This window comes from Clostridium sp. CTA-19 (assembly GCF_054767855.1).
Map to the genome: position 1 here is coordinate 119,990 of NZ_BAAABH010000007.1, position 13,430 is coordinate 133,419.

The 13,430-nt window shown below is 26.8% G+C and carries 9 protein-coding genes and 1 other annotated feature; of the genes, 7 read left to right on the forward strand and 2 right to left on the reverse strand.

Annotated elements, in window-relative coordinates:
• The first annotated feature begins 14 nt into the window (after positions 1-14).
• Positions 15-1,370, forward strand: a complete 1,356-nt coding sequence (gene bioA, locus ACYUE0_RS05890) for an adenosylmethionine--8-amino-7-oxononanoate transaminase (protein ID WP_061995401.1) — start codon at positions 15-17, stop codon at positions 1,368-1,370.
• Positions 1,371-1,506: 136 nt separating this feature from the next.
• Here the strand turns inward: bioA and ACYUE0_RS05895 are convergent, their stop codons facing one another.
• Positions 1,507-3,825 (reverse strand): putative mucin/carbohydrate-binding domain-containing protein, encoded by a 2,319-nt coding sequence (locus ACYUE0_RS05895; RefSeq protein ID WP_460269850.1) that lies wholly within the window; start codon positions 3,823-3,825, stop codon positions 1,507-1,509.
• Positions 3,826-4,425: 600 nt separating this feature from the next.
• Positions 4,426-5,634 (reverse strand): dicarboxylate/amino acid:cation symporter, encoded by a 1,209-nt coding sequence (locus tag ACYUE0_RS05900; protein WP_061995402.1) that lies wholly within the window; start codon positions 5,632-5,634, stop codon positions 4,426-4,428.
• Between the two features lie 416 nt (positions 5,635-6,050).
• Here ACYUE0_RS05900 and ACYUE0_RS05905 point away from each other — a divergent pair, with 416 nt between their 5' ends.
• The 6 genes from ACYUE0_RS05905 (at position 6,051) to ACYUE0_RS05930 (ending at position 13,365) form a co-directional block, all read left to right on the forward strand.
• Entirely contained in the window at positions 6,051-6,488 is a 438-nt protein-coding gene (locus ACYUE0_RS05905) for an ACT domain-containing protein (protein WP_061995403.1), read from the forward strand.
• 823 nt (positions 6,489-7,311) lie between these two features.
• Positions 7,312-7,572, forward strand: a binding site (T-box leader).
• 129 nt (positions 7,573-7,701) lie between these two features.
• Positions 7,702-9,042: a branched-chain amino acid transport system II carrier protein gene (gene brnQ / locus ACYUE0_RS05910; protein WP_460269851.1), complete on the forward strand. Its 1,341-nt coding sequence runs from the start codon at positions 7,702-7,704 to the stop codon at positions 9,040-9,042.
• Between the two features lie 678 nt (positions 9,043-9,720).
• Complete coding sequence (locus ACYUE0_RS05915; RefSeq protein WP_460269853.1) at positions 9,721-10,107, forward strand: zinc-ribbon domain-containing protein; 387 nt, start codon at positions 9,721-9,723, stop codon at positions 10,105-10,107.
• 83 nt (positions 10,108-10,190) lie between these two features.
• A complete protein-coding gene (locus tag ACYUE0_RS05920; protein ID WP_460269854.1) occupies positions 10,191-11,378 on the forward strand; it encodes a pentapeptide repeat-containing protein in 1,188 nt (395 codons plus the stop codon).
• 197 nt (positions 11,379-11,575) lie between these two features.
• On the forward strand, positions 11,576-12,262 hold the full coding sequence (locus tag ACYUE0_RS05925; RefSeq protein WP_460269855.1) for an early set domain-containing protein: 687 nt from the start codon (positions 11,576-11,578) through the stop codon (positions 12,260-12,262).
• A 71-nt stretch (positions 12,263-12,333) separates the two neighbouring features.
• Positions 12,334-13,365 carry a hypothetical protein gene (locus ACYUE0_RS05930; RefSeq protein WP_460269856.1) on the forward strand — a complete coding sequence of 344 codons (1,032 nt, stop codon included), beginning with the start codon at positions 12,334-12,336 and terminating at the stop codon, positions 13,363-13,365.
• Positions 13,366-13,430 lie beyond the last annotated feature (65 nt).

Here is a 13,430-nt window from a genome sequence, read left to right on the forward strand (position 1 = left end):
AGCGAGGTGGTATTATGAATGAGTATGTAAAAAAAGATTTAAGATATATATGGCATCCCTGTTCTCAAATGAAAGATTATGAGGAACTTAATCCAATTGTTATTGAAAAAGGTGAGGGAGCTTGGCTTTATGATATTGATGGAAAAAAGTATTTAGATTGTATATCATCTTGGTGGACAAATACTTTAGGACATAGTAATAAAAGAATCAATGAGGCTATAAAAAATCAGATAGATAATATTGAACATGTTATATTTGCTAATTTTTCCAATAAACCAGCTATAGAGTTAGCAGAAAAATTGGTAAATATAACTCCAGACAAGCTTAATAAAGTATTTTTTTCTGATAATGGATCTTCCGCTGTAGAAATAGCTTTAAAAATGAGTTTTCATTATAATATGCAAATTGGAAATATAAAAAAGAAAAAATTTTTAGCTCTAAGTAATGCATATCATGGTGAAACATTAGGAGCGTTATCAGTTTGTGATATAGATGAATTTAATATGGTGTATAAGCCACTTCTTTTAGATACCATAAGAGTAGAGGGGCCAGATTGCTATAGATGTAAGTATGGTTTAAATAGAGAAAGCTGTAATGCAGAATGCTTTGAATTTATTGAACGATGTATAATAAAAAATAATGAAGAACTAAGTGCTTTAATAATTGAACCTATGGTTCAAGGAGCTGCAGGTATGAAAATTTATTCACCAATATATTTAAAGAAACTTAGAGAAGTTTGCTATAAATACAAAATACACTTTATTGCAGATGAAATTGCTATGGGATTTGGTAGAACCGGTGAAATGTTTGCCTGCAATCATGCAAATATAAGTCCAGATTTTATGTGCCTTTCAAAGGGGATTTCTGCTGGATATATGCCTATGTCAGTAATTATAACTACTGATGAAGTATATGATTGTTTTTATGGCAATTATAATGAAAAAAAATCATTTTTACATAGCCATACATATGCAGGTAATGCCATGGCATGTGCAATTGCACTAGAAAATATTAAAATATTTGAAGAGGATGAAATAATAAAACTTAATAAAGAAAAAGGAAAACTTATAAAAGAACTATCATTAAAAAGAGCCCAGTCATCAAAACATATAGGCGAGGTAAGAAGTATAGGAATGATAACAGCTGTCGAGATAGTAAAAGACAAAGATACTAAACAACTTTATCCTTGCAACATGAGGGTAGGCTATGAAATTTACAAAATTGCCCTTAAAAAAGGATTGTTGTTAAGACCTATAGGAAGTGTTTTATATTTTATTCCACCATATATTATTAGTAAAGAAGAAATAGAATTTATGGTAGATACATGTTTTAACAGTATAGATGAGTATTTTAAGAAAAATTTATATTAATATAATGTTTCGAGCCAATAACCATATATATGTAGATATTATCAAAATAAAATAACTATTGCTCAACTAATGTTTAATTTAGTTGAGCAATAGTTATTTTATTTATATATATTTAAACAGTGGGAAACTTGATTTGTTAATCAAGTTTCTTTAAACCACCATCTATAACTTGATAAGTAACAGAAGAACCTTTTTCTAATTCAGCTTGATTTTCTGTATTAATTAGTTGTAATCTATTACTAAATTCTAAATGAGTAATTGTGATTATACTGCCCTCATCAAGAGAAACTGTTTCACTATTTTTGGAGTAGTTATTAGTTCCAATAAAATTCTTAGAATATACAGTTTCGTTCTGAGGATTTTTAATTAAAACTGAAGCATATGTGTTTGAAAAATAACTATGAACAATACCTTGTGATATACTTATTGTTGCTTTCTTTTCATCTAAATTCATGTTCATTTCTGCAAAAATTCTATCACCATATCCTTTAAAAACTGTGTTAAATTCATTTCCATAATAAGTTGGTTTACTTGGAGTAGGAATTTCATTCTCTGAACATTTAGCTAATCCAACATCAGTTATCTTATAAGTTATGGTTTTATCTTTATCTAATTCTAAATTGTTGTTTATATTGGTAATTATTAAACGACTATCTGGTTCTCTATGTTTTATTGTTATATAATAACCAGATTCAATTGAAATATTTTTTAGTAAATCAGTATTTGATTTACTTCCGATAAAATCCTCAGAATAAACATTATTTCCTTCAGTGTCTTTAATTACAACTGAAGCATAACTATCTGTAAAATAAACGTGTGGTTCACCTTTATTTATATCAAGGTTAGCTTGTTTAGATGATAAATCTAAAGTTAGTTCTGCAAAAACCCAGTCACCTAAGCCTTTAAATGTGATATTAAAGTTTTCACCTAAGCAAGGATTTTTATCAGGAGTTGGTATATCGTTTTCATTAATTGGTTTTAGCTGATTTTTACTAATCTTATATGAATTAGTGGCACCTTTATTAAGTGATAAGTTTTTATCATTATTAATTATAAATAACCTATTTGAATACTCTCTATGTTTAACTGTTAAATAATAACCTTCTTTTAAAGGTATTTCTTTTACCATAGCTTCGTTTACTTTATTACCAATAAAGTCTTTATCAAAAATAGTTTGTCCATATTCATTTTGAATTAAAATTGAAGCATAGCTATCATTAAAGTAGTAATGAGTTTTAATATTTTCAATTGTAAGCTTGCTAGTTAAGTTTGTAAGATTAAGATCAAGCTTAGCAAATTGTTTGTCACTATAACCTTTAAAATCAAATGTAAAAGATGAACCTTTATTTTCTTCTCCATTTCCATTAATTAGAGTAGCAGTCTTAGTAACTGCGTTATCGAATAAATCTGTTAATATTACTTTAGCATACAGTCCTTTTGAAATATTTAAATTAGCAACTTCGTTTATTTCATTTTCATAGGATTTTATGTTATTAATAGTTTTAATAGGTGTACCTGTCATGCTAGAGTTATTGTAAATTTCTATTTTACCTTTAAATTGAGGTGTACTTTGTTCTTTTAATTTCCATGATATGTTTAATTTCCCATTTTCGTATTTTTTATTTGTGATATCAAAATCTAAGTTCCCAACATTAGGTGTATTAGGTTGATTTAATTGAAATACTTGGCCACTACTGATAGATGGTTTTGCATTACCACCTGCACTAACCCAAACATATTCTGAATTTCCTCCGCCATTCCAGTTCATATTAGGATATTGACTAGTTATTTTTTGTTTGTTTAAAGAATTCCATAAGCTATCAGAAACATTTCTGCTATAAAAATTTTTTAATCTAGCTTCTCTTTCTTGGTGACCATTTCCTGCCCAGTCTTCTTGGAACATTCCAGTACCCCAATTAAAGTTAACATTTGCTACTGGAAAATCTAGAATAGCTATCTGTTTCCATTGTTTAGTAGATTCATCCCGTATCCATTGACCAAATTTTGTGTGTCCATCTTCTTGCCAATTACGCATGGTCATTTTATACCAATTGTTGGGTTGCCAATTATAATTTGTTTCAACTTTCATTCCTTCACCTTCACCGCCAAAACGGGATGAAGTAGAATTTGGAGAAAGATATTCTGCTTCAATTGGCTGTCTAACCGATACTGGATCCCAAATTGCAAAATGAGCTGTACGCCTGTCAGCACGCTGCTGAAAACCAGCATAGCCACCTGCTTCCCCACCGGCATTCCAATTGTGTACTGCCCAATATGTATATGGCGGGTTTTTGATTGCACTCCAATCATTAGTAATAATATCCGATGGCTTTACATTTGTAGGACTAACATACATTCCTGTTGCATTAGTGTTTGCATGAACTGTTTTAAAATTACCGATGCTTATACCAATTAACAGGGCAATAACACCAATTAATAAAGATTTTTTTTTCATTGATTATCATCTCCTTGCTTTAAAATTATGAATTTTGAAAATTTTTGGTGTATTAATATAAGTTTGTAGCAATAACTTATATTTAATATAATAAGATAATTTTTACATATTGTATATAATTTTGTTAAAAAACCATTTGTTCCTAAAAAAATTCACAATTTGTCAATAAAAGTGAAATTAGTATTTAAATCTACATATTTAGAAAATAAAATGAGAATATCTGAGAATAATATACTAAAGGTAGTTTTCATATTTAGAGTTATAAATACTACAACTTTTATAAGGCTTACTGGATAAAAATGTTTTAATTTTTTATGTGTATTTAGAAAGAAATTATATGTAGATGTCCATAATTATGATTCAAGATTAGCTTGTTTCTCTATAGAAATGTTTATGTGGTAATTGAATTGGAGAAATATAAAGAAGAATATTTTATATAAAATAGATAATAAGGGGCATTGGTTTTATAAAAACATATATTAGTGAAAATACAGGCAATAAAAAATGATTAAGTGCGCAAAACTTAATCATTTTTCAGTATGGATTTAAATTAATGTCACAAACAGTATTTCTACTGCATTCTAAATTAAATTTATCTAATTAAGATACATTTTCAGGTGTATCTTTAGAGTAACTAGCATTTTTAGGTGTCAATTTATCTTTAAAAGCATCAACTAAGATAGCAATTGCATTATCTCCAGATATATTACAAGCAGTACCAAAACTATCTTGTGCTATATATAGAGCAATCATTAAAGAAAGTTGAGCTTCACTAAAACCAAGATTTGTTTGAAGAACTCCTAGTGCGGCCATTACAGCACCACCTGGAACTCCTGGGGCTGCAACCATTGTAACCCCTAGCATAGCTATAAAACCAGCAAATTGACTAAATGATAGTGCCATGCCATTTAATAACATTATAGCTATAGCGCATGATGTTAAAGTAATTGTACTTCCAGATAGGTGTATAGTTGCACAAAGTGGAACTACGAATTCTCTAACCCCTCTAGATACTTTGTTTTTTTCAGCACATTCTAAGTTTACTGGAATAGTAGCTGCTGAGGACTGAGTACCTACTGCAGTTAAGTATCCAGGAATTTGATTTTTTAAGCAAGATATAAGATTTTTTTTACCAACCAAACAAGCCACTGCAAATTGGAATATTATCATTAATATATGCATTGCAAGTACAATCAAGAATACTTTCCAGAATACAGATAATATTCTGCTTACTTCTCCTGCATAAGTCATATTTGCAAAAATACCCATTATGTGAATTGGTAATAATGGAATTATAGCTTTTTCTATTGTTTTCTTAACTATATGTTGAAATTCTATCGATGCATTTAATAAAGTTTTTCCTTTAACTGATGCAATACCTAAACCAAGAAGAAATGCTAATATTAATGCTGTTGTAACAGGCATTAAAGGTGTCATTTCAATTTGAAAAAGTGGTTTAAGTAAATGATCTTCTGGATTAACTGCATTTGATAAAGTTTTTGTAGTAGCTATAAAAAATGGGAATAATTTAGATGCTACAAAGTATGCAAAGAATCCAGCTATAAGTGTAGATACATATGCAAACAGGGTAGTTACTCCAAGCATCTTTCCGGCGCTTGTCCCTAATTCTGCTATTCCAGCAACTATAAATCCAACAATTATAAGAGGTATAACAAAGTTTAAAAAGTTTCCAAATATGGAGTTGAAGGTCGCTAGAATCTCCACTACTCTTCTTGGAAAGAATGCTCCAAAAATAATTCCAAGTGCTATTGCTATTATAAGTTTTGGTATAAGTCCTAATTTTTTCATAAGTCAATTAACCTCCTTTTATAGTGTAATTGTAATAATTTGATAAATTAAGAATGTTTGTGTTAATGTAGTTAGTATTATAGCAAAGTAAAATAAAAAATAAATAGTTTTTTGTTAAATTTTTAGGGATACTTAGTTATAATAAAGATATAAAGAAAACCTTTAGAATTACACCTTTATTTTCGTTAATTTGAAGAATAGGACCAATAATAAGGAATAGAGCTTTAATAGAAATTAGGCTAAAACACAAAAAGAAAAGATTGTATTTATGAAGAGTACAAAGAGCAAGAATTGCAAAATATAATAAGTGAATAGAATTCATAGGTTAATATATTTTTAAAAAGTTCTAAAGTAACTTTATATTAAAAAAACTGGATGTTTTAAAATTTTAGGATTAATAATTAAGGGGGAATAGTATGGAAAATAATTATTTTGTTGTAGATGGTGAGGTATTACCAGAAATATTTAGTAAGGTTGTTGAAGTTAAACAATTGTTATACAAAGGACATGTAAAGGATATAACAGAGGGAGTTAAGGTAGTAGGGATTAGTAGAAGTGCATATTATAAATATAGAGATAAGGTTTTTTTGATGACAGAGGATGTAAAAGGGCAAAAGGCTACAATTTCAATATTAGCAAGTCACGAATATGGAGCTTTATCTGAGATACTTGAGACGATAGTAAAGTTTAAGGGAAATGTAATAACAATAAATCAAGATATTCCTATAAATAAGGCAGCGAACATAACAATAACTTTAGATATATTAAATATTGAAGGGGATATCGAAGAGCTTATAGCTGAAATGCAATTATTAAGTAAAGTTATAAAAATAAATTTAATAGCTATTGAATAATATGATAGTATTAATACAAAATGTTTAATTACTGTCACCATAAATAATAAAAGAATGTATAGAGACAATATTTAAATTAGTTTAAGTTATATAAAAAACAAAAAAATGATTAAGTGCGCAATACTTAATCATTTTTTAATAAGGATTTAAATTAATGTCATAAACAGTATGTCTACTGTCTTCTAAATTAAATTTATCTAATTAAGATACACTTTCGCATGTATCGTGAGAGTAATTAGCATTTTAGTGTTTAATTTATTTTTAAAAGTATCAACTAATATAGAATTACCAGTTTATCTATAAATAAGTTTTAATCTTTTAATAATAAAATTAACATATTTTTCAACTAAATTATAGTAATTTTATCCGTAAAGAAAAGTTATGTTAATTCATTTAGTATTATAGCAAAGAAAAATAAAAAATAAATAGTTTTTTATTAAATTTTTAGAGATACTTAGTTAAAATTAAAATATAAAGAAAAGCTTTAGAATTACAACGTTATTTTTGTTAATTTAAATAATAAGGCCAATAATAAAGAATAAAGCTTTAATAAAAAATAAGCTAAAAAACAAAAAGAGAAAATTGTGTTCATGGAGAATACAAAGTATAGTAATTAAACCAAAATATAAATAAAGAAATTTATAAATTATTATGATTAAATATATATCTTAAAATAGTGGAATATATGAAAAAGTTATATAAAAATACAAATGTAAGGATAAAATATTTATAATTTAAAATTTTATTAATTATAAATATTTTTAAAATTTAGCTATTGACAAAAAATAAACTTGAGTATAACATATAAACAATAAATAACAAAATAAATTCTATGAAGAGAAAAAGTAAGCAATATTTTGTTCTACAGAGAGTTGGCATTTTGCTGTAAGCCAATGTTCAAGGTATAGTGGAAAATCATCTCTGAGAAGTAAAACTGAATTTAGTTTAAGTAAGTTTTGCCGGAGTCTTTCACCGTTAAAAGATAAGCGTATTGATAGATACGTAACTAAGAGCTATAAAGGTCTATTTATTATAGATTATTTTATAGAATTAGGGTGGTAACGCGATTTAACTCGTCCCTTATTTTAGGGGCGAGTTTTTTATTTTATAAAAATTTATAATTTTTATTTATAAGGGGGGATTTCATGGAAATTGAGATTGATATTATAAATTATAGAAAAGAAGTTATGTTTAAACGAGGGGGAAATTGTAAATGAAAAACTTATCAAATGAAAACTTATCAAAAAAAGATTTATTACTTATAGGATTAATGCTCTTCTCATTATTTTTTGGGGCTGGAAATTTAATATTTCCACCATTTTTAGGACAATCAGCTGGCATAAAAACTTGGATATGTATGGGGGCTTTTTTTATAACAGCTGTGGGATTTCCGATTTTAGGAGTAATATCTGTTGCTAAATGTGGTGGATTGACTAATCTTGCTAAAAGAGTTAATCCTATTTTTGCAATAATTTTTACAGTGTTAATATATTTATCTATAGGACCTTGTTTAGGAATTCCAAGAGCAGGGAGTTTACCTTTTGAGATGGTAGTAGCACCATATCTGCCACAGGGTATATCAAAAACGTTAGCATTGTTATTATATACATTTATATTTTTTATTATAGCTTATTGGCTTTCTTTATCACCAGCTAAATTAGTTGATCGTATGGGGAAGGTGTTGACACCTAGTTTGTTAATTTTAATATTAGTTATATTTGTTGGTGCTTTATTTAAACCATTAGGAAGTTTCGGAGAACCTGTAGGAGAGTATATGACTTCTCCTTTTGTTAAAGGATTTTTAGATGGATATTTAACTATGGATACTATAGCAGCCTTGAATTTTGGAATAGTTATTGCTTTAGCAATAAAATCTAGAGGAGTTAAAAGTGAAAAAGTGATAGTTTCAACATCAATAAAAGCTGGAGCAATAGCTGGAACTTTGTTAGTAATCATCTATTCAATGCTTGCATATTTAGGTGCAAGTAGTGGTGAAAGATTTGGAACTACTGAAAATGGAGCCCAGACGTTAACAAATGTGACAATGTATATATTTGGTAAGCCAGGTGCTGTATTACTAGCTGTTGTATTTACTTTAGCTTGTTTAACAACTAGTGTTGGACTTATAACATCTTGTAGCCAATATTTTCAATCACTAAATAATAAAATATCATATAAAACTTGGGTTAGAGTGTTATGTGTTTCTAGTATGACACTTGCAAATATGGGATTAACAAAAATTTTATCAATATCTGTACCAATACTAAATGCAATTTATCCAATAGCATTAATGCTTATACTATTATCAATGTTAGATACTTTATTTAATAAGAGTTCTATAGTTTATAGTTTAACTATATTGTTTACTGGAATTGTAAGTTTAGTTGATTCACTAGGACAAGTAGGTGTAAAGTTAGGATTTGTTACAAATTTATGTAGTAGCTTACCTCTTTATTCAAAGGGGTTAGGATGGGTAGTACCAGCAGTAGTTGGAATGCTTTTAGGAATAGCACTTTCTGTTGTTAAAGAAAAGTCGGTGGTAGAGGTTGGATAGAATATAAATATGACTAATAAAAGAAGATATTTTAAATAGAAATATTATGATGAGTTGCATTGTTATATGATTTTAAATAGTTAATGACTGTCACCATACATAAAAGTGTATATGTAATGTTTTAAAATATAGTATATCAATATATGATATTTAGAAGAATAGATAAATTAGTCTTGTTTCATTAGAATAATAAAATTATGTTATATTAAAATAGATATAAAAGGAACATATGAATAGGTGATTTATTGATAGGAATAATATTAATATGTATTGCGGTTATTATTTTTATAGCTAAAATTTTAAATTGTGGTATGGATATACATAAATTAATGTTTTTATCTATATTTGTGTTGTTAATCAGTATTGCATTAATATTGCTTGTTATTAATGAGGACGGTAACTTAGGGTGTTAGTATAAGATTAATTTCAGTAATTTTTATTATATATGGAATTTTTACAGGTATTCAAGTTCTAAGATTTAAAAAATAAATATAATTTAAAATAGTTAATGACTGTAATTATAAATGTAAAAGCTATGAGTTAATAAAATAATTCATAGCTTTAAGTTTTTCGTATAAAAATAAGCATGCGTATATCTTTACATATAACATATTGAAGTATAAGATTTTGTATAAAAGAAGAGGAAGTAAAAATTTTAAATTAAATATGGAGGAGCATATGTTTTTTATAGGCGTATTTGGAATAGAAAGAAAAGAAGAAGAGATAGGTAATTTAAATGATATATCTTGCAGAAATTGTGATACTGGTTTAGGGGGAAGAATTATAAAGACATTCAGTTTTTTCCATTTCTTCTTTATACCGATTTTTAAGTGGAATGAGAAGTATTATGTGGTATGCAATGGATGTAAGTTTATTTATGAAATTTCAATTGAAAAAGGAAAAAGCTTTGAAAAAGACAAAGATGTTAAGTTTAATTATTGGGATTTAAAACCTGTAGAAGAAAGAAATGAAATTTGTTCAGATGGTAATAGTTGCTTAAATTGTGGTAAAGTTGTGGAAAACAATTTTAAATATTGTCCTTACTGTGGAGAGAAGATAAAGTAAATTATAATTTATAAAATAAAGCCATTTGGGAAGAATATAAATAATACAAATTGTTTATTAAAAAATTAAAAGTGAGGGTTTAAATGGCTTATATAAATTTTAAAGAGGAAAGGGTAGCATTAAAAAATCAGTTAAGTAACAGAAATAATAATAATGAGAAGTTGTTTAATGAAATAAGAAATACAAAAAACATGTCTGTAAATTATAATCCGGATAAAAAATATAGTTTTAAGGATTTTAAGGAAACTACTTTTGGAAAAGGTAGAGTAAAAAATGAAGAAGAATTTGCGAAAATTAATGGTATAGATATTATATGTGCTACGTTTGATAAATGTAAATTTCATAATATAAAGTTTCAAGACTGTAAGTTTATAGGTTGTTATTTTAATGAATGTAGTTTAAATGGTGGAGGAGTAATTTTCGAAAACTGTATATTCATAAAGGAAGAAACTGATAAGTTACCATCATTGAATAAAAATGATAATTTTTCTTGTGCTTTTAATGGATGTGATATTTATGCAAGGTTTTATAATTGTTTGTTAAACTATGCTATATTTGACAATTGTAACGTAAAAGATACAAACTTTGAACTTAGTGATATGAGTTCTGTAATCATAATTAATTCATACCTAAGTAAGATAACATTTAAAGATGTAGATTTATCTTGTTTTAAACTTACAAAAACCTATATAGAAGATTTAGATTTTAAAGATAAATTTAAGAGTAAAATAGATGAAAAAACTTTTTTTGATAAAATTGAATTGAAAAAAGGTACAAGAAATGAATATGAAGGCATTTACATGGTTTATGAAACTGTAGCAGATAAATTTAAGGAAAATGAAATAAAAAATAATTTTGGTGAGTATTATTTTTTAGCAAAAAAAACTCAATCAAAGACTTTAAGACCATTACCACGAATTGGAGCTTTAATAAATTGGATAAGTTGTGGTTTTGGTGAAAGACCATTATATGCTATATATACATCTATTGGTATAATGTTGATTTTTGCAATAGCTTATTTAATAGTAGGTATTGAGGTTGATAGTGAGATTATAAAATATACATTTTTAAATAACGGATTTAAACTATCAACATTTATTTTTGATTTTAATGAAGCATTAAACTTAAGTGTTGGAATGTTTGCTGGGCTTGGAGTAAATAATGCACAGCCAATCCCAGATGCATACTTTTTAGCAAATATTGAAACTTGTATAGGTGTAATAATGATGGGCGTTGGAATAGGTACATTAACTAAAAAATTAGTTAGATAAAATAAATTTTAATATATAATAAAAAATTAAGCAAAAGTACACTGCATAAGTTTTATGTAGTGTATTTTTATGTAGAAAAAGAAGTGATAAATGTTATCAATAATTTAACGAAAATAGATGTAATAAGAAAAGTTTATTGTATGTAATTAAAACAAAGGTTATTTTAAAAATTAATAAATATTTAGGAGGTATTTTATATGGAAGTAATTTTTAAATATGAAGAAAATGAATATTTATCTATTAGTACAATATCAGTGATAGGTGAATTTAATAATTTTAATCCAAATGATGGAATAATGGTAAAAGAAAATGATATATGGGTTTTAAAATGTGTATTACAACCAGGGGAGTATAAATACAAATTCCTTATTAATAAAGAATTAAAACTTAATGATCCAATAGCTAATATTTATTTGCCAGATGAAAATGAATCACTTTGGTCAACTATCATTATTAATGATAAGAATGAAAGAATGTACAATAATACTCAGTATACTACACATATAGAGAAATACGATATAAGTTCAACAGTAAGTGAAGATGAGGTATTAGTAAATAAAAAGACTTTTAATACTATTTTGGATGAAAAGGTTGTAACAAGATTTCAATTTACAAATGTTACAGGATTACATACTGTAACTACAGCATGGTATAACCCTATTGGGGAACTTTTTCAAATAACAGAAAATAATTTATTTAATCCTCCAGAAAATAAGAAAGCTATAACATTGTGGTTTTGGATGGATTTAGATAATAAAAGTAGAAAGTATCAATTAGGAACCTGGAAAATGAAGCTTTTTATAGATGGTGAGTTTATTTTAGAAGATGAATTTACTTTATTAGAAACTGGAGCTTATTCTGCAAATGGGCAAATGATATATTAAAAACTGCTAATATATTCTTTATTTATATAGAGTTTATATAGAAAAAAATAAAATAAGGAAGTGAAAATGTTATGAAAATAACTAGTAATGTTAATTTAAATGCAAATATTATGAACAAAACAACTGATTGCAAAACAAATAGTAAAGATGTGGAGATGAGTAAATGCAGTTCAAATGTACAAGCTACTAGTGTAAAAAAATTAGAGAAAAACTACAAAGAGTCAATTGTAAATTTAAGTAGTAACTCATCCACGGTAAATAAAGAACAAAATGCAACCAAAAGTTCAATATCTAGATTTTTTAAATCAGTATCTGATGGATTATCAGTTGTTACTAGTAATGTGAAAACTTTTGTTAAAACGGCAGTGTCAGTAAGTGAAAGTGTTGTAAAAACTGTAAGTGCTGTTTCAAAAACTATTGGGGACACTGCTAAAGTGGTAGCAAAGACTTTAAAAGATGTTTCAGAATCTGTTTCTCATAAGATAACAGACACAGCTTCAAGAGTAGCTAGCACCGTTAAACAAGTAACAACTACAGCCGCCGATTTAAAAAAAGCAGCAGAAGAGATTAAAAATTCTGCTACATCTTTAATTAATACAACAATAAAAACCTCAGTTTCTGTAGGGGCAGATGTTATGGAAATAGCAGCAAAAGTAGGAGTTACAGTTGCTAGTGTTAAAGGGATAATTGATAATCCAAGTATTGGTATCATAAGTAAAGTATTTGAAAGTGGTGCATCTATAAAAGGTGGAATAGACTCAATAAAAGAGCCTATAAAAAGAATTCCTAATACAATTTCGAAGGGATATGAAGTTGTACAAAAAGATTATAATAATATAAAAAATACTATAGAAAACTCTATGTCTGATGTTGAAAAAGTAACTAAGTCTGTTATATCAATTAGTAAGGAGGTAGTTAATACAGCAAAAACAGTATCAAAAGAAGTAAAAGATGCAAGTAAAATAATATACAATAGTATAGATAATGCTAAAAATAATATAAAAGATGCAGTAATTAAAGGATATAATGAATTAAATGAAGAAATAAAAAAAGGATATGATGATAATACTGATAGTATAGGAATGACTCCTATTCTAGCATAAAAAATAAAGTCTGTAGTGTAAATCTACAGACTTTACTTTAAAAATTTAATTGATAAACTCATATG